The following is a 17,103-nucleotide window of genomic DNA, read 5'->3' as shown; positions in this document are numbered from 1 at the left end:
CCTCCATTTATCTTATTACATTACACCGAAAATAGCCATGAATGTTCCGGCAACAACTGCCGTACCGATTACACCTGCAACGTTTGGTCCCATAGCGTGCATCAGAAGGAAGTTTGTAGGGTCAGCCTCTGATCCGACCTTCTGTGAAACTCTGGCCGCCATAGGAACTGCCGATACTCCCGCAGAACCGATCAGCGGATTAACCTTGCCCTTTGTCAGTACACACATCAGCTTTCCAAGAAGGACACCGGCTGCTGTACCGAAAATAAAGGCGATCAGTCCAAGGGCTACGATCTTAAGGGTATCCAGATTCAAAAATGCCCCTGCACTTGTAGTCGCTCCTACCGATGTGCCAAGCAGAATAACTACGATATACATCAGTGCATTGGATGCAGTCTCCGTAAGCTGTCTTACCACACCGGATTCGCGGAACAGGTTGCCAAGCATAAGCATACCAACCAGTGGTGCCGTTGTAGGAAGAATCATACAAACAACGATCGTTACGATGATCGGGAACAGGATTCTCTCCAGCTTGGAAACAGGACGAAGCTGCTCCATCTTAATCTTCCGCTCTTTTTCCGTTGTCAAAAGCTTCATAACAGGCGGTTGAATAATAGGAACAAGCGCCATATAGGAGTAAGCCGCTACGGCAATCGGTCCCAAAATAGCTGTTTGCTGCAATTTACCTGCAAGGAAGATAGAAGTCGGTCCGTCTGCCCCTCCGATAATTGCAATAGCCGCTGCAGCTTTGTCTGAAAAGCCCATAGCCATCGCTCCCAGATATGCTGCAAAAATACCAAACTGCGCCGCTGCCCCGAGAAGAAAACTCTTCGGATTTGCGATCAATGGTCCAAAGTCTGTCATCGCTCCGACACCCAGGAAAATCAGTGACGGAAGGATAGACCACTCATCCAACACATAGAAATAATAGAGAAGTCCACCTGTACCGTTAGCAGCCTCATCTGCATGCAGCATAATATCGGGATAGATATTAACAAGCAGCATACCAAAAGCGATCGGCACTAACAGCAGAGGTTCAAATCCATGTCTGATTGCAAGAAACAGGAAAAAACATGCAACAGCAATCATGATAAGATTTCCCCATGTCAGATTGAGGAAAGCTGTCTGCTGCACGAGGTTTCCCAATGTTGTTATAATATAATCCATTTTTTAACCTCCAGTCGTGTTTCAAAAGTACCTCTGCAGTGCTCACATATACTGCCTAGTTTAAGGTAGCCAGCACTGCTCCAGCCTCAATCGCATCACCGACAGCCACATCAATGCTTGCAACTGTTCCGTCTTCTGGTGCCACAACCGGAATTTCCATTTTCATGGCTTCAATAATGACAACAGCGTCACCTCTTTTTACATTCTGTCCGACATTTGCCTCGATTTTAAATACTTTTCCTGCCGCGCCTGCTTTTACCTGGATTGCTCCCGCTCCTGCTGGTTTTGCAGCCGGTTTCGGTGCCGGCGCCGCCTTCGGACCCGCCGGTGCTTTCGGAGCCGGCGCTGCGGCTGGTGCCGGTGCTGCTCCGCCTGCGTTTTCTTCTACAGTTACATCATATACGTTTCCATTCACAGTAATTGTATAATTTTTCATTTTTATATCCTCCTGATCCGGTTATCCTTAATTCCATTTATTTGACCTGCGGCGACGAATGCTCCGAACAACAAAGCCGTCGGTACTTGTACCTTCTGATGCCGCGATCGCTGCTGCGATGACTGCTACAAGTTCTGTGTCATCTTCCTGTGTTTCTTCTACAACAACTTCCTCCGCCACTTCAGCCGCCGGCGTTTCAGAGACTGATGCCGGTGCCACCTGCTGCGGCTCTGCTTTCTTTGTGAAAGCCGCCTGAAGTTTCGGAATATATTTCAACAGAGAAATAATAACAGAAATAATAATCAGTACAACGAATACAGTTCCCATTCCAAGAAGAGTATTCAGTCCTGCTTTCTGAAGGATTTCTCCCATGGAATATTTTCCGCTCACCGTCAGACTGTCCAGCTGAAGATTTCCCCGAAGGTCTGTCTCGTAAATGATCTCAAGATCCGCCTGCCGGTCTTCAAACTCTGCTGTCGTTGTAATTGAAAGTTCTGAATTGCCTGCCTCATAAGTCAGGTCGCCGTGCCCGATGTAAGCTCCGCACTCCTCAACTCCTGCCTGCCATGCATCCATTGAGCTAAGAAAACTTTCCGCTGTAAAAGGATATCCTGACTGCATAAGCTGATAGTTCAGCTGCTCGTCTGTCAGACTCTTCCACTGCTCAATCGTGGCGTCATCTACACTGGAACAGTAGGCGATCAGAAACTCGGTAGCTTCCTCCATCGCCGCCTGATCATATTCTACACCTGTTTCATTATTGCTACATCCGGCCAGGGTAAATACAGCAGCAAGCATACACATTAATAAGCTAATTTTCTTCTTCAATTTGTTTCACCTCACTAAACTGTTCCATGTTTCTTTGCCGGACGATCCTCTCTTTTTGTAAAAAGCATCTCAAATGCTCCAATAATATATTTTCTTGTATCTGCCGGACTGATCACTGCATCCACATAGCCGTGTCCCGCCGCTGAAGCCGGACTTGACTGAAGAGCACGGTATTCTGCCGCTTTCTCTCTTTGAGTCTGCATATCAGAATCTGCATACATAATCTTTGCAGCCAGATCTGCATCCATCATGCCGATTTCCGCATTCGGCCATGCGTAAACCATATCTGCTCCAATGGATTTGCTGTTCATCGCCACATATGCGCTTCCATAAGCCTTTCCAATGATCACGTTCACTTTCGGCACCGTCGCATCAGTAAAAGTATAGATAAGTTTTGCTGTCTGTGCAGCCAGCGCTTTTTCTCCGCATGTTGACGCATCAAATCCCGTTACATTTGTAAGAGTAAGCACAGGAATATTAAATGCATCGCAGAATCTTACAAAATCCGCCGCTTTTCCTGCTCCCGCTGCTGTCAGCGATCCGTCAAATTCAGCAGTCACTTCCGCATCCTCATTGTAGACCTTAGAACGGTTTGCCACTGCACCTACTGTCATTCCATTCAGGCGGATAAATCCTGTAACCATGTCTTTTGCGTAATCCTTTTTCACTTCAAAGAAAACACCATTGTCAGAAATAGAGGACAGAGCGACAGCCGTATCTTCTGCAGCATTTTCGATACCCTCACACAGACGGTTCAGGTCATCGGTGCATTCCTCATAAGATACATCTTCTTCATTGTTGCACGGCAGCATACAGATCAGAGCCCGGATCTTCGCCAGAATTTCCTCTTCTGTTCCTGTTTCGTCAACAAGACCGGCCTCACTGCTCTGAAACTTGGCAGAAGCCGTGTTGCATTTCTGGACAGTATTTCCCGGGATCGCATTAGGGGAATTGACAAATAATTTTGCATGCTCTGTTTCCATAAATGTGAAATCTGTCAATGCCGGAATAACAGCCAGTCCACCGCCGCAGTTTCCGAAAATCGCAGTAATCTGCGGGATCACACCCGACGCCATAGACTGTTTCAGATAAAGCTTTCCAAATCCGTCCAACGCATCTGTCGCCTCCTGAAGCCGGATTCCGGCACAGTCAACCAGTCCGATCACCGGCGCTCCCATTTTCATTGCCATGTCATAAAGCGCTACAATCTTTTTCGCATGCATTTCTCCGATCGATCCGCCCAACACAGACGCATCCTGGCTGTATACATATACCAGATTGCCATCGATCACTCCGTAACCGGTAATGACGCCATCTCCCGGCGTTTCTGTTTTCTGCATGTTGAAATCAGTCGCTCTGGCAGTCACGCCGCCGCCGATCTCAACAAAGCTGCCTGCATCAAGTAGGGAGGCAATTCTCTGACTTGCTGCATTTTCTGTTGCCATGTTGCTCATAACCTAGCCCTCCATTTTCTTACATATTTAAATCAGGTTTTCTATTGCATATAGTTGCGTCAGAGCCGCTAACGCCAGACAATTGCAAAAAGTTAAACCAAATTTTCTGCCGATTATATTATATATTCTTTTTCTGCATTATTCAACTGTTTTTGAAAAAATCGTTAAAAAATTAGCAAAAAAGAAGACGCCAAAAATCCTTCTCTTTTCAGCATCTTCTTTCCTTTTGATCTACTTCTGATTTCTGAATTGTACCGGAGTCATATCGTATGCTTTTTTAAACAGTCTGTTAAAATGCTCCACGTTTTGATAACCCACGGACAAAGCAATATTTTCTACTGTCATACTGCTGCTTTTCAGCATTGCTCTGGCTTTTTTCATCCGAATCTTTTTCACAAGTTCTCCAAAAGTCATTCCGGATTTTTCTTTAATATATTTGGAAAGATATGGCTTGGAAAGGTAAAACTTTTCTGCCAGATCATCCAAAGTAACGTCTATATAATTTGCCTGCAGATAATTCATGATCTCAATCATTCTTGCATCTTTACACGGATCAGCATTTCCGATCTCTTCAATTTTGTTGACAGCCACGATCAGAGCTTCTATGGAAGCGCGGATGATATCAGCATCGATTCCCACTCCCCAGCATGTCTTTCCATGAGCAATGATCCCCACGTAAGCCACTGCTTTAGAAGAAGATCCTCTTGTCAGAGAATGTTCCTCATAAAACGTCAGCTCATAGCTGATATTGAAATACTGTTTAATGGCATTGCTCACTGCATCCAGCCGTCCGTTCCCCGATGCAGTTACCACTCTTTCATCCTTTCCATGATGGATGGTGGCGTCAGCGATAATACCGTCTGCCTGGTGGAAATGACATTCATCAATAGAAAATACTGTTTTAGCATTCACATAATTATCGGTAAAGATCTGATAAATCCATTCCGGAGTCAGCTCTTTATGAGCTTTGTCAGATACCCCTTTTACCAGATATCCTACTTCCTCCCTCATTTTTTCCGGAAGGTTAATGCCATAGCTCTGTTTCAGGATATAGTTTACGCCGCCCTTTCCGGACTGGCTGTTGATACGGATCACATCAGAGTCATATTTTCTTCCCACATCCTGCGGATCGATCGGAAGATAAGGTACTGTCCATGTATTGCATTTCTTCTCATCTCTCCATGCCATTCCTTTTGCAATCGCATCCTGATGTGATCCTGAAAATGCAGTAAATACAAGTTCTCCTGCATAAGGCTGCCGCACATCGACCGTCATTCTTGTCAGCCGTTCATAAGTCTCTTTGATTTCTTCCATGTTGGAAAAATCAAGCTTGGGATCAACACCGTGAGAAAACATGTTCATTCCCAATGTAATGACATCTACATTTCCGGTTCTCTCTCCATTCCCGAACAGTGTTCCTTCAATCCGGTCTGCCCCTGCCAAAATGCCAAGCTCCGCAGTTGCAACCCCACATCCTCTGTCATTGTGAGGATGAAGAGACAGAACAACATTTTCCCGGTAAGCGAGATGCTTATGTACATATTCTAATTGAGATGCGAACACATGAGGCATGGCATTTTCCACTGTAGTCGGAATGTTAATAATGGCTTTATTGTCCGCCTGGGGATTCCAGACATCCAGTACTGCGTTACATACCTCTACAGCATAGTCAACCTCTGTTCCGGAAAAACTCTCCGGACTGTACTCGAACGTAAAATTACCTTCTGTTTCATCTGCCAGTTTTTTTAACAGCTTCGCCCCGTCAACGGCAATTTTTTTCACCTGTTCCTTATCTTTTTTAAATACCTGTTCCCTCTGCGCAACAGATGTGGAGTTGTAAAGATGGATCACAGCGTGAGGAGCTCCTTTAACGGCTTCAAATGTCTTTTTGATGATATGTTCTCTTGCCTGTGTCAGTACCTGGACTGTCACGTCATCAGGAATCATCTTCCGCTCGATCAATGCTCTCATAAAGCGGTATTCTGTCTCAGAAGCAGCCGGAAATCCCACTTCAATTTCCTTAAAACCAACTTTTATAAGCAACTCAAAAAATTCCAGTTTTTCTTCTAAGCTCATAGGTTCGATCAGCGCCTGGTTTCCGTCTCTAAGATCCACGCTGCACCAGATGGGCGGCTGATCAATGTATTCCTTCTTTACCCAGTCATATGTTACTTCCGGCGGCATAAAATACTGCCGTTCATACTTTTCACAATTTTTCATCTTGCCATCTCCCTTACTATCTTCCAAAAGTTAAATATTAATCAACTTTCTTGTCTTTTTTTAATACTTGTTTATCCTAACATACATATTCAAAAAATAGAAGTGACAAATTTAATCATTTTAATTGATTTATTTTAATATATTTTCATTTTTATATCACGAAAAACAATTCTGTTATCTTTGTAAAACACCAGAAAAAATCCCGTTTCAAAATCGGCTCTGCCGCATATATTTCATCACCGGATACCACAAAATCATCCACAATATAGCGTATCTTTCCAACTGTCTCTCCCTTTTCAACCGGGGCTTCTATATAGTCCGGAAGAGTCACAACTGTCTCCACTTTTTCGTCTTCAGCCATCAAAAACAGACGACTATTTCCCTTTACGGATAAGCTGACCCTGGAATCTCTCCCAACTCCTCTGTCCGGCACTCCGTTTCTGACCGGAAGGTCCGGCAGCGTATCTGCCCTCTCTATTTTTTCATACTGATAATTATCAATTCCGTACTGCATCAGTTTTTTTGTATCAGACCACTTATAGTTTTTATTGTTGGGCCATCCGCATGCAAGCAGGGCAACAATGAAGGTTCTATTGTCCCTCTTTAATGCCCCTACATAACAGTAGCCTGCAGCCGCGGTAAATCCTGTCTTTCCGGTAAGGGCCCCCTCCATCATATCAAAAAAGGCATTATGATTTAAACAGGAGAAGCTGCGGTTTCCTGAAACATCTGTAAACTGATAACTTTTTGTTCTGGTTATTTCGAGAAACCGTTCTCTTTCCGGCGAAATCTTAATACAATAACGCATGATGCGCGCAAGATCAGCGGCTGTTGTCCCATGAATGTCTTCTTCGTCTTTCCCGTCCAGTCCGTTTGGGGTGACAAAATGTGTATTTTTGCATCCGATTTCTTTTGCCTTTTTATTCATTTGATCTGCAAAAGCTTCCACGGTTCCGGCCTGATTTTCCGCCAAGACCACAGCGCTGTCGTTATGGGATTCCAGCATCAGGGAGTAGAGAAGATCCTCTGTAAAGTACTGTTCCCCTTCTTTTACTCCAAGTCGGACCTGCGGCTGTGACGCTGCATGATCAGAAGCTGTGCAAATCTCCTCCATATCGGATTCCAAGACAAGAATACAGGTCATAATTTTTGTTGTACTTGCCATGGGGCGAACAGTCTTTTCTTCTTTTCCAAATAAAACACGCCCGCTGTCAGCGTCCATCAAAACCGCTGACCGGGCGTAAAGCTGTGACAGTTCTTCGGGAGTCTTGCTGGCTTTTGCCTGAGCCGGGGCAAAGAAAACTTCCAGTAAAAGAACTGCTGTTGCCAATATCATTTTATATTTTGATCTCACCATCTTAAGTCACACCAGATTCTTTTTATTCTTTTCCAGTCTATGCGCCTGCAGCTGCTGATATTCCGAATCTGCTATGAAATTCTATATCAGATATCCAGTTTCATCTGTACCTCTTCCTCTGCTTCATGTTTAAAAGTTTCTACCTGTTCTGAATTGAGGCTTGGAAGTTCATCCAGCGAATGGATGCTGAATCTTCTAAGGAACTCCTCCGTTGTCCCAAAGAGAAGCGGACGTCCGGGAGCGTCCAGTCTGCCTACTTCACATACAAGATTATACTCAACCAGACGGTTTACTGCATGATCCGACTTTACTCCTCTTATCTTTTCGATCTCCAGTTTTGTCACCGGCTGCTTATATGCAATAATAGATAAAGTCTCCAGCTGTACATCCGTCAATACATATTTTCTGGGCTGTCTGGCCACTTTGATCAAATATTCATACATATCCGTTTTTGTACACATCTGAAAGGAATTTTCCAGCTCTATGATCCGCATTCCCCGATCAGACGCCTCATATTTATCCATCATATTATGTATGATCTTTCGTGTCGTATCCTCATCGTGTTCAATGGCCGCCGCAATCCTGGACAGCTCCACTGAATCTCCCATTGTAAAAAGAATGGCTTCTATTATACCTTCCAGTCTGCTGATCTCCACTTTTATACTTCCCTTTCTATATTCGGCTTATTGCCGATACACCATTGATGTAATACAGATATCATCAAAAGGCTGTTTCTGTTCTATTTTGATTTTTCCGGTCTTCATCAGTTCCAATACAGCAAGAAATGTCACCACAAGCTGCACTTTCGATCCCTGCTTTTTCAAAAGCTGCCGGAAACTGAATATAGAGTGGTTTACTGCGTATTCCTCCACATAATCCAGTTTTTCCGGAAGCGATACTTCTTCTTTTTCTATTTTTCCAAATCCGCTCCGGATCGGATCGATCTTTTCATCCTGCCGCCGCATAACATCCCTGAAGATGCGGTTCAGCTTTGCCAGGGTCAGGTCTCCGAGAAGTTCTTCCAGGTTTACCGGCTCCACATATTCCTGAACCTCCTCCGGTATATCTGGTTCCCGATAGATTGCTCTTTCTCCCTCCACCTGCCTGTCGCGAAGTTCGTAAGCCATATATTTATACATCTTATACTGCAAAAGCTGCTCTACCAGTTCCTGCCGGGGATCTTCCTCCTGCCCCTCTTCATTTATCTCTTTCGGAAGCAGCATCCGGCATTTGATGTCCAGGAGAGTAGCTGCCATGAGGAGAAATTCACTCATAACATTCAAATCTTCCTTTTCCATAGCCCGAATGTATTCCATATACTGATTGGTGATCTCCACGATCGGTATATCATAGATATCTATTTTATTTTTATCAATCAGATGAAGGAGAAGGTCAAGCGGACCTTCAAACACCTGAAGCTTAACCGGTATACCCATAAATCCTCCGCCCTTTTTCTAACCATCCTATTATATCGGACTTTTTGTCTTTATACAATATCTTTTTCTCCTGGCGAAAATCCCCTCTGTTTTCTACAGACGAATCAGGGCTTTCGAACCCAGGACTCCTACCAGCAGTTCCCTTGCCTCCTCCCGTATCTGTTCTACAGGAACCTTTTCTTCGTGACTTTCGTTAATAAATCCGATCATTCCATAGCAAAGAAATCCCGCAATCTTTTTCGCGGAATATTTCAAGGGCGTACGCGATTCCATCCGCCTTGTATGTCCTTCCACTGTTTCCAGAATAATACTATAAAGCGCGAAAGCCAAATAAGGGTTTTTATCCGGAGCTGTGTGACGGAAAAAGTCAAAATTTCCATAATATATATCCAGGATACTATCCAGAATATTGCAGTAACTCTTTATTTCATTACGGTCAGGATTCGTTTCATTTTGCTTTTTTTCATATTCCTTTGTCCCGAGAACTATCATATCCTGAAACATCTCATCCACAAGGGCATATTTATCACTATAGTGAGAGTAAAAAGTAATCCTGCTGATTTCTGTGCGGCTGCAGAGCTCAGTAATGGTGATCTTCTCAAAAGGCTGCTCTGCCAGCATATCAACTAATGTATATTTTAAATTCTTTTTTGTTTTTGTGATTCGCTTGTCTTCCATTTTACACTTTCCTTATTTTGTATAAATAACTTACAAATAGCAGGTTTTGTCAATTGAGATTCCATATACGTTTTGCTATAATTTTAACACCTGTTAAGATTACAGTCAAAAGGAGATTTTTATGTCAGAAATAGCAATCATGACGGACAGTAACTGTGGAATTATGCCAGGCAGTGAACCCCGCCCGAATATTCATATTATTCCTATGCCCGTACTAATTGACGGAGAGATCTTTTTTGAAGGAACCAGTATCACAACGGATACGTTTTACCAGAAACTTTCCGGCGGTTCCAAAGTCAGCACATCCCTTCCCTCTCCGGGGGATGTGATCAGTATGTGGACAGCCCTCCTGAAATCCTATGATGAAATCGTGTATATCCCCATGTCCAGCGGACTTTCCAATTCCTGCGCAAATGCAGCTATGCTGGCTTCTGACGAACCTTTTGCAGGGCGGGTACATGTGGTGGATAATCATCGGATTTCCGTCACGCAGATGCAGTCTGTTCTGGACGCCTGTGATCTTGCCGCTGAAGGATTATCCGGCAGGCAGATTCAGGAAACACTTGAGAGGGAATCCCTGGATGCCAGTATCTACATCGCAGTAGATACATTGGAATATCTGAAAAGAGGCGGCAGAGTCACCCCTGCCGCTGCCGCGATCGGAACTGTATTAAATCTGAAGCCCGTTCTTACTATTCAAGGCGACAAGCTGGATGCTTTTGCTAAAGTACGGGGGATGAAGTCCGCTTTCCGCACCATGTGCAAAGCAGTACAGCACGATATGGATACCCGTTTTCTTCCTCTGAAAGAGAAAGGACTTTTAAAAGTCGGTATGGCCGAAACTCTCATGCCGGAGAAGGAATTCGCCTCCTGGAAGCAGCGTTTCCAGGAATATTTCCCGGACATGGAAATTGTCCACTACCCTCTCACTATGAGCATCGGCTGTCATACAGGCCCGGGCGCTCTTGGCGTAGGCGTTTTTCGCGTACACACCCCTTAATCCTGGGACTTGCTTCCATAAAAAGTAACGGCAGTCAGTTCTGCCGGATTAAAGAGACGGACATTGACCGTGTGGGTCCCAAGCCCTTTGCTGACAACGGAAATATGTCCGTCTTTTTGATACATATCTCCGGAATATCTTGGGAACAGCTTAAACTGCGGCGTAATAACGCCGCCGATTCCCGGGATTCGGACGATTCCTCCATGAAGATGTCCGGACAGCACAAGATCTGCCCCCCACTCCCAATACTGTGAGATAAAGGCCGGATTATGGGCAAGCAGAATCTGGTATTCTTCTTTTTCAGATACTCCGACTCTCTCTGAAATCTGTGAAACCCGCAGCTCCTCCCTCTTCACCCGGCTGTAACAGGACAGAGGGATCTCCAGACCGGTGACTTTTACCGGCTGTCCCCCAAAATGCAGGCTGACGGAATCGTTTTCCAGCAGATGCACCCCTGTACTTTTTACCGCTTCTTTGTATTTTTCATAACGAGTTCCATAATCTTCCAGGTTCTCTTTCATTTTCTGTTCGTGGTTTCCGTTTGCCGCATAGACCGGGCAAATACCGGCAAGATGAGAAAAAAGCCGTAAAGCTTTCTGCTCTGTTTCTTTTTTTGTCCTTGTCAGCATATCTCCGCCGATGAGTATATAGTCCGGCTTCTCTTCCCGAATTTTCTTTATCAGTCTTCTATTCTCTTTTCCGTACTCTTTCCCGTGAAGATCTGTTAAAAACAAAACTTTTCTTTTCTCTTCTTTTTTCATTTTTGGAAGAGGAATACTGTAATGGCACACCTCAAAAGTGTGAAGCTCCCGAAGTATCTCCGCACTTGCCAGGATGCATGCCACCGTTGCTCCTGCCAGGAAGTTTTTCATCACATTGCCTCCACAATCCGAATTCCAGAGCTTGTACCAATCCGGTCAGCTCCCGCCTTTCTCATTTCCTCCGCCTTTTCCCTGGTGCGGATTCCTCCGGAAGCCTTTACTTTCATGTCCTTTCCAACCGTTTTCTTCATAAGGGCAATATCCTCTGCTGTAGCACCGCCTGTAGAGAATCCGGTGGACGTTTTCACATAATCTGCTCCTGCCTTTTTCGCCAGCAGGCAGGCTCTTATCTTTTCTTCTTCTGAGAGCAGACATGTTTCAATGATTACCTTCACAGCTGCTTTCCCTCTGGCTTCTTCCACGACAGAATGAATATCCTGCTCTACATATTCATTGTTCCCATCTTTCAGCATCCCGATATGAATGACCATATCCAGTTCTTCCGCTCCGTCAAGAATAGCCTGGCGGGCTTCCGCTGCTTTTGCCGCCGTTGACATTGCCCCCAGAGGGAATCCGATCACTGTACATACCTTAACTTCAGTATCCCTTAAAAGTTCTGCACACAGTGGTACATAGGATGAATTTACACATACAGATGCAAAACCATACTCCCTGGCCTCCCGGCATATTGTTTCCACCTGCTCTTTGCCTGCTTCTGGTTTCAGTATTGTATGATCGATCATTGATGCAAGTTTCATTTTAATCTCTCCTTTGCCGTTTTCCCTAATATCAGTGCGCAATCAAAAAGGAGAAAAACGCCCAAAACCTTTTTCTCCTTTTGCTGGCGCTGTGTCCTGAATGATATATGTATACTGATTATATAATTATTCCCCGGCAATTGTAAAGTTTATCCGATAAAAAATGACTTCAAAACCTTTTCAAGTATACTTGTATAAGTCGCTTCTCTGACATTTTCCACTGTAATAACATCAATGCTTCCAATCGTCTTCCCTTCCAGCGTATAGACAACGCTTCCCGCCTTCTCTCCTGTCTTTACAGGAGCCTTTAACTTTTCAACTGTCTGGTAATCCTTTTCAATCGCTGTCAGATCTGCCCCTTCTGTATCAATATAAGAGAACGATTCTTTCTGCTTCACCGGCACCTGATCCTTCATCCCTCCTTCTACTTTTACCGGTTTCATTCCCTCCAGACCGTCATCCGTATACTTGACACAGGATGCAAATCCGTGATCCAAAAGTGTAACTGCATCCTGAAATCTTGACTTGGAATCTTTGGCTCCCATGACCACCGCTATCATCTGCATCTGATTTTTTTCAGCTGTCGCTGACATGCAAAATCCGGCTTCCCCTGTGGAGCCTGTTTTCAGCCCGGTAGCATAGGCGTACTGCCGGATTAGTTTGTTCGTATTTGCAAGACCGAACTCACTGGCACCCTTTGCCGTTGTATGAGTAATATTTTCCATCCATATCGTGACGTAATCCCGGATCTGCGGGTATGTAAGAATCAATTCTCTTGACATCAGAGCAATATCTCTTGCTGTTGTCAGATGCCCTTCTGTGTCCAGACCATTGCAATTTACGAAGCTGGTATTTTCCATGCCCAGGCCCTTCGCTCTCTCATTCATATGTTTTACAAATTCTTCCTCGCTTCCCCAGACAAATTCCGCCATGGCCACGGAAGCGTCATTTGCGCTGGCTACGGCAATACATTTGATCATCGTATCGACAGTCTGCTCTTCTCCCGGTTCCAGAAACACCTGGGAGCCTCCCATAGAGGCCGCATACTCTGAGACCGTTACTTTGTCCTCCAGAGAGATCTTCCCCTCTTCTAATGCATCAAAAATGAGAAGAAGGGTCATAATCTTTGTTACACTTGCAGGATGCCTTTGCTCATCTGCATTTTTTTCATAAATCACTTTCCCGGTGGATGCTTCCATGAGGAGCGCCGACGGAGCGCTTACCTTATCTTTTTTTGCTTCTGTATTCTCTGTATTCTGTATCGCATCCGTTTCTTCTTCAAACTGCAGGATACCTGCCGCCTGGACTTCTCCTGCCTGCTGTATGAGCAAAAAAGCACATACCAGCGCTGCCAGGACTCTTTTCATTCTTACCTCTCCTTAGCCTAGTCGTCTGTTAACAATATATTGTAAATTCACCTTCAATATGCTAAGATTATTCCTGTCATTTTCCCCGTACATAGGGGAAAAACAGGTAAATGAAAAGGGGTTTTGTATATGAATAAAAAGGAAGTCCTTGAAATCCGTAAACAATTCTCACCTCAGAACTGTGCGATCACAAGACTCTGCGGCTGCTATGTGAACGGGGACAAGGAAAAGAAACTGGAATTTAAAGAAGCATTCCTCTCTCTGCCGGAAGAGGAAGCTTTTAAATACTTTGATCTTTTTAAAAAGACTCTCTCCGGCACTGTCGGAAAAAATCTCATCAACATGGAATTTCCGCTGGAACAGGAAAAAAGCGGCGGAACTCAGGAATTTTTGCTGCAGCTCCGGGACAGCCGTCTGACGGACGATATGCTTCTTTCGGAATTCTATGACAAAGTGATCGAAAACTATGACTTTGCCGAGCACTATCTTATCCTGCTGATCCATGCCGCCTACGATGTGCCTGGAAAAGCTTCCGACGGAACGGAAATGTTTGATGCTTCAGATTCCGTCTACGATTATATTCTCTGCAGCATCTGCCCGGTAAATCTTTCCAAAGCCGGACTGTGTTACAATGCAGAGCACAACAGCATTGAGGATCGTATCCGGGACTGGATCGTCAATGTACCGGCGAACGGTTTTCTGTTTCCTGCCTTCCATGACCGGGCCGATGACATACATAGCGTCCTGTACTACTCTAAAAAACCGGAAGAACTTCAGGATACCTTCCTTGAACAGGTACTTGGCTGCACAGAAGTGATGAGTGCCGGTTGCCAGAAGGAATCTTTTCAGACTGTCATTGAAGAAACGCTGGGGGATGACTGTGAATATACTGTCATACGGAACATCCATGAAAATCTCAATACTTTAATTGAAGAAAATAAAGAGGCGGAGGAACCTCTTGAGCTGGGGAAACAGGAAATGAAACGCCTTTTTTCTTTGAGTGGCGTGCCGGATGAAAAGCTGGAAGATTTTGAAAAAGACTTTGACGAGACTGTGGGGCCCAAAACTTCTCTTCTTGCCTCCAATCTGACAAATACAAAGAAATTTAACATCAGGACGCCGGACATTGTCATTAACGTGAATCCTGAACGCACAGATCTGGTAGATATTCAGATGATCGACGGGCGGAAATGCCTTGTGATCCCTGTAGATGATCAGGTGGAAGTGAACGGTATGGAAGTAAAGGTAACATTATAAAAGGCAGAGCTGGTACAAAGAGGCAAATATGAATATTTGGAATATTCGCTGCCTTTGTACCGGTTCTGCCTCTTTTCTTTTTAAAAACTGATTGCCTGTTTTCTACAGATCAACGATCCTTGGTCTGTGATGGGTATAAGGCAGGAATTTTTTCAGCAGATCCTGAGTCTTAAATTTCAGATGGGTTGTATTGATACCGGTATTGCAGACAAACCACTCCGCTTCCGCCACTTCCTTATCAATAATCAGCTGCACATAGTCATCTTCATCATTTAAAAGCCCCACTACACTGGCTGATCCCGGCGTACATCCGATATGCTTTTCCATGAGTTCCGGCGGTGCAAAAGACATATGAGAAACTCCCAGCTTTTTGCTGAAAGATGCGGTGTCAAAGGCTTTATCGTCCGGCATTAAAAGCAGAAAGAATGACGTCTTCTTCTGATTACACAAAAAAACGTCCTTGCGGACCGGCGCCTGAAGCACTTCTCCTATTTCGGCACATTCCTCCATGGAGGAAGCCGCATCATTGTCAACCCGCTCAAATTTAATTCCCAGTTTTGTAAAAACCTTATACACTTCCTGTTCCAGCGGCGCTCTTTCTTTTACATTGTCAGGCACTGTTGTCGTAATTTCACTGATATACACAGGGTATTCCCTCCCTTTCATTTTTGTTTTATAATAGACATTATAGAGGACAACTCTTCCGTTGGCAAGAACAAGGGCCGGAAGAATTTTTTCGAAAAACAGGAAAGAACGAGGTTGAAAATGTGATGAAATACATACTTGCATCTGCATCACCCCGCCGAAAAGAACTTTTGAAACAGGCAGGAATAGACTTTGAAGTTTACCCGTCAGATACGGATGAAAAAATCACTGTGGAGGATCCTGCGGCAGCAGTCATGGATCTGGCTTTTCAAAAGGCAGATGATGTTTACAAAAAACTGGTTCCCTCTCTTGACGGAGATTTTACCGTTATCGGCGCTGACACAGTGGTTGTTTACCGGGGCGAAATTCTCGGAAAACCTGAAGATGAATCGGAAGCCATGGACATGCTTTCCATGCTTTCAGACCGTACACATCAGGTATATACCGGAGTTTCCCTTCTATCCCGCCGAGGCGGCAGGTATCATACCTGCAGCTTCGGCGAATGTACAGAAGTTACTTTTTATCCCATTTCAAGAGAAGATCTGAAAAGCTATATTGCTACCGGCGATCCTATGGATAAAGCCGGCGCTTATGGGATCCAGGGAAAATTTGCGGTTCATGTAAAAGGAATCCGCGGCGATTACAATAACGTCGTAGGACTTCCCATCGCAAGATTATATCAGGAACTCAAAAAAACCCACCCTTAATCGCAATTTGGGACACCGTTTAATGCAATTTGGGACGTAACAAACTTTAAAAGTGTTACGTCCCAAATTAATACTACTCTGTCACAAAAGCAGCCGCTACATCAGCATCTTTTGCTCCGTTTTCAATAATATAAAGATTGGATACATCATATCCTGCATCTTTCAGTACAGAAATACCGGTCTTTGCACAGTTATTTCCGCTGTAGCACAAAAGATATACCGGTTTCTCCGGATCCATCTCTGATGTAGCCATTTCATAGAGAGCAGTCTGTGCATCTGCATCCTCAATCTCCTTCAGATTGCACTGCAATGAACCTTCCAGATGCCCTTGCGCATATGTATCATCGTCTCTTACATCCAGAATCTGAATGTCTTCATTTCCAACGGCTTCCACTGCTTCCGCACCGGATACATACTGCCACTCAATACTATCCTCCGTACGATTTGTAGTAAGCGCGCCACTCTCCTCTGCCAGAGCCTCCGCCCCGCCTTCTACTGTATAAATGCGGGAAGCGTCAATACCTGCATCTTCCAGAACACCTGTTGCCTTCTGTGCTCCACGCTGTCCGCTGTTGCAGATAATATAAATATCTTCATCATCTCCAAAGTTTTCTTCTGCATAGGCAGTCATTGTCTCTACAAGAGAGTCATCTTCCAGAGGGAAAATCGGACACCATTCAGAATTTACTACTCTTCCGCTCACATAATTGTTCCATTCGCGAACATCCAATACATGAGTCCCTCCCTCTTTTGCTGCAGCCACAGCATCAGCGGCAGACACATACTGGTAATCCCCTTCCGTACTTTCACTGCCTGATTCGGAATCTGTAGATTCCTCTGAAGTTGTCTGTGTTTCTTCTGATCCACATGCTGTAATCATTGCGGATGCCATAGCAGCCGCCATTAAAATTGCCACAATTCTTTTTTTCATAAAACCTTTCCTCCTTATCTTTCGGTTTATAAGAATTATAAAAGGTTATTCTTTTCCATTCAAGCGAATTGTCAGAATTGTTTATAGATTTATGACATATT

General features: G+C 44.4%; 17 protein-coding genes. 3 read left to right on the top strand and 14 right to left on the bottom strand.

Features of this window, described 5'->3' with window-relative positions; all coding sequences use genetic code 11:
* Positions 1 to 15: 15 nt before the first annotated feature.
* From EUBC25_RS13710 to EUBC25_RS13670, 9 genes are all read right to left on the bottom strand, one after another.
* The gene (locus EUBC25_RS13710; RefSeq protein ID WP_230106040.1) at positions 16 to 1,167 is read right to left on the bottom strand and encodes a sodium ion-translocating decarboxylase subunit beta; all 1,152 of its coding nucleotides are present in this window, start codon (positions 1,165 to 1,167) and stop codon (positions 16 to 18) included.
* Positions 1,168 to 1,222: 55 nt separating this feature from the next.
* Positions 1,223 to 1,603, bottom strand: coding sequence for a biotin/lipoyl-containing protein (locus EUBC25_RS13705; RefSeq protein WP_230106039.1), 381 nt, complete (start codon positions 1,601 to 1,603; stop codon positions 1,223 to 1,225).
* A gap of 27 nt (positions 1,604 to 1,630) precedes the next feature.
* On the bottom strand, positions 1,631 to 2,431 hold the full coding sequence (locus EUBC25_RS13700; RefSeq protein WP_230106038.1) for an OadG family transporter subunit: 801 nt from the start codon (positions 2,429 to 2,431) through the stop codon (positions 1,631 to 1,633).
* Between the two features lie 14 nt (positions 2,432 to 2,445).
* Positions 2,446 to 3,885 (bottom strand): acyl-CoA carboxylase subunit beta, encoded by a 1,440-nt coding sequence (locus EUBC25_RS13695; RefSeq protein ID WP_230106037.1) that lies wholly within the window; start codon positions 3,883 to 3,885, stop codon positions 2,446 to 2,448.
* A gap of 231 nt (positions 3,886 to 4,116) precedes the next feature.
* Positions 4,117 to 6,105: a 2-isopropylmalate synthase gene (locus EUBC25_RS13690; RefSeq protein ID WP_230106036.1), complete on the bottom strand. Its 1,989-nt coding sequence runs from the start codon at positions 6,103 to 6,105 to the stop codon at positions 4,117 to 4,119.
* Between the two features lie 151 nt (positions 6,106 to 6,256).
* The gene (locus tag EUBC25_RS13685) at positions 6,257 to 7,462 is read right to left on the bottom strand and encodes a D-alanyl-D-alanine carboxypeptidase family protein (RefSeq protein WP_230106035.1); all 1,206 of its coding nucleotides are present in this window, start codon (positions 7,460 to 7,462) and stop codon (positions 6,257 to 6,259) included.
* A gap of 86 nt (positions 7,463 to 7,548) precedes the next feature.
* Positions 7,549 to 8,070 carry an SMC-Scp complex subunit ScpB gene (gene scpB, locus EUBC25_RS13680; RefSeq protein WP_416386688.1) on the bottom strand — a complete coding sequence of 174 codons (522 nt, stop codon included), beginning with the start codon at positions 8,068 to 8,070 and terminating at the stop codon, positions 7,549 to 7,551.
* 75 nt (positions 8,071 to 8,145) lie between these two features.
* Entirely contained in the window at positions 8,146 to 8,898 is a 753-nt protein-coding gene (locus tag EUBC25_RS13675) for a segregation and condensation protein A (RefSeq protein ID WP_230106033.1), read from the bottom strand.
* Positions 8,899 to 8,991: 93 nt separating this feature from the next.
* Positions 8,992 to 9,576: a TetR/AcrR family transcriptional regulator gene (locus tag EUBC25_RS13670; protein WP_230106032.1), complete on the bottom strand. Its 585-nt coding sequence runs from the start codon at positions 9,574 to 9,576 to the stop codon at positions 8,992 to 8,994.
* 121 nt (positions 9,577 to 9,697) lie between these two features.
* On the opposite strand from EUBC25_RS13670, the gene EUBC25_RS13665 reads away from it, so the two are divergent.
* Complete coding sequence (locus tag EUBC25_RS13665; protein ID WP_230106031.1) at positions 9,698 to 10,576, top strand: DegV family protein; 879 nt, start codon at positions 9,698 to 9,700, stop codon at positions 10,574 to 10,576.
* On the opposite strand, the gene EUBC25_RS13660 is transcribed toward EUBC25_RS13665, so the two are convergent.
* From EUBC25_RS13660 to EUBC25_RS13650, 3 genes are all read right to left on the bottom strand, one after another.
* Complete coding sequence (locus EUBC25_RS13660) at positions 10,573 to 11,448, bottom strand: metallophosphoesterase (protein WP_230106030.1); 876 nt, start codon at positions 11,446 to 11,448, stop codon at positions 10,573 to 10,575. The two genes, EUBC25_RS13665 and EUBC25_RS13660, sit on opposite strands and share 4 nt — an antisense overlap.
* Positions 11,448 to 12,095, bottom strand: coding sequence for a deoxyribose-phosphate aldolase (gene deoC, locus EUBC25_RS13655; protein ID WP_230106029.1), 648 nt, complete (start codon positions 12,093 to 12,095; stop codon positions 11,448 to 11,450). The genes EUBC25_RS13660 and deoC overlap by 1 nt, the downstream gene beginning before the upstream one ends.
* Before the next feature lie 149 nt (positions 12,096 to 12,244).
* Complete coding sequence (locus EUBC25_RS13650) at positions 12,245 to 13,462, bottom strand: D-alanyl-D-alanine carboxypeptidase family protein (protein WP_230106028.1); 1,218 nt, start codon at positions 13,460 to 13,462, stop codon at positions 12,245 to 12,247.
* 129 nt (positions 13,463 to 13,591) lie between these two features.
* On the opposite strand from EUBC25_RS13650, the gene EUBC25_RS13645 reads away from it, so the two are divergent.
* Positions 13,592 to 14,719 carry a DUF4317 domain-containing protein gene (locus tag EUBC25_RS13645; protein ID WP_230106027.1) on the top strand — a complete coding sequence of 376 codons (1,128 nt, stop codon included), beginning with the start codon at positions 13,592 to 13,594 and terminating at the stop codon, positions 14,717 to 14,719.
* A gap of 102 nt (positions 14,720 to 14,821) precedes the next feature.
* Here the strand turns inward: EUBC25_RS13645 and EUBC25_RS13640 are convergent, their stop codons facing one another.
* Entirely contained in the window at positions 14,822 to 15,364 is a 543-nt protein-coding gene (locus EUBC25_RS13640; protein WP_230106026.1) for a prolyl-tRNA synthetase associated domain-containing protein, read from the bottom strand.
* Positions 15,365 to 15,489: 125 nt separating this feature from the next.
* Here EUBC25_RS13640 and EUBC25_RS13635 point away from each other — a divergent pair, with 125 nt between their 5' ends.
* A complete protein-coding gene (locus tag EUBC25_RS13635; RefSeq protein WP_230107613.1) occupies positions 15,490 to 16,071 on the top strand; it encodes a Maf family protein in 582 nt (193 codons plus the stop codon).
* 73 nt (positions 16,072 to 16,144) lie between these two features.
* Here the strand turns inward: EUBC25_RS13635 and EUBC25_RS13630 are convergent, their stop codons facing one another.
* Positions 16,145 to 17,002, bottom strand: a complete 858-nt coding sequence (locus EUBC25_RS13630) for a rhodanese-like domain-containing protein (protein ID WP_230106025.1) — start codon at positions 17,000 to 17,002, stop codon at positions 16,145 to 16,147.
* Positions 17,003 to 17,103: the final 101 nt, after the last annotated feature.

The organism is Claveliimonas bilis (genome assembly GCF_020892095.1).
Classification (GTDB): domain Bacteria; phylum Bacillota; class Clostridia; order Lachnospirales; family Lachnospiraceae; genus Claveliimonas; species Claveliimonas bilis.
The sequence above is the reverse complement of the archived record's forward strand: the minus strand, read 5'-3'. Positions and strand labels throughout refer to the sequence as shown.

Excerpts from the sequence above, each read along its gene's own strand:
- EUBC25_RS13675 (WP_230106033.1), bottom strand. The coding sequence starts at position 8,898 with ATGGGTATACCGGTTAAGCTTCAGGTGTTTGAAGGTCCGCTTGACCTT.
- EUBC25_RS13650 (WP_230106028.1), bottom strand. The coding sequence starts at position 13,462 with ATGAAAAGAGTCCTGGCAGCGCTGGTATGTGCTTTTTTGCTCATACAG.
- EUBC25_RS13690 (WP_230106036.1), bottom strand. The coding sequence starts at position 6,105 with ATGAAAAATTGTGAAAAGTATGAACGGCAGTATTTTATGCCGCCGGAA.
- EUBC25_RS13685 (WP_230106035.1), bottom strand. The coding sequence starts at position 7,462 with ATGGTGAGATCAAAATATAAAATGATATTGGCAACAGCAGTTCTTTTA.
- EUBC25_RS13665 (WP_230106031.1), top strand. The coding sequence starts at position 9,698 with ATGTCAGAAATAGCAATCATGACGGACAGTAACTGTGGAATTATGCCA.
- EUBC25_RS13635 (WP_230107613.1), top strand. The coding sequence starts at position 15,490 with ATGAAATACATACTTGCATCTGCATCACCCCGCCGAAAAGAACTTTTG.
- EUBC25_RS13645 (WP_230106027.1), top strand. The coding sequence starts at position 13,592 with ATGAATAAAAAGGAAGTCCTTGAAATCCGTAAACAATTCTCACCTCAG.
- scpB (WP_416386688.1), bottom strand. The coding sequence starts at position 8,070 with ATGGGAGATTCAGTGGAGCTGTCCAGGATTGCGGCGGCCATTGAACAC.
- EUBC25_RS13710 (WP_230106040.1), bottom strand. The coding sequence starts at position 1,167 with ATGGATTATATTATAACAACATTGGGAAACCTCGTGCAGCAGACAGCT.
- EUBC25_RS13670 (WP_230106032.1), bottom strand. The coding sequence starts at position 9,576 with ATGGAAGACAAGCGAATCACAAAAACAAAAAAGAATTTAAAATATACA.
- EUBC25_RS13695 (WP_230106037.1), bottom strand. The coding sequence starts at position 3,885 with ATGAGCAACATGGCAACAGAAAATGCAGCAAGTCAGAGAATTGCCTCC.
- EUBC25_RS13660 (WP_230106030.1), bottom strand. The coding sequence starts at position 11,448 with ATGAAAAACTTCCTGGCAGGAGCAACGGTGGCATGCATCCTGGCAAGT.
- deoC (WP_230106029.1), bottom strand. The coding sequence starts at position 12,095 with ATGAAACTTGCATCAATGATCGATCATACAATACTGAAACCAGAAGCA.
- EUBC25_RS13630 (WP_230106025.1), bottom strand. The coding sequence starts at position 17,002 with ATGAAAAAAAGAATTGTGGCAATTTTAATGGCGGCTGCTATGGCATCC.
- EUBC25_RS13705 (WP_230106039.1), bottom strand. The coding sequence starts at position 1,603 with ATGAAAAATTATACAATTACTGTGAATGGAAACGTATATGATGTAACT.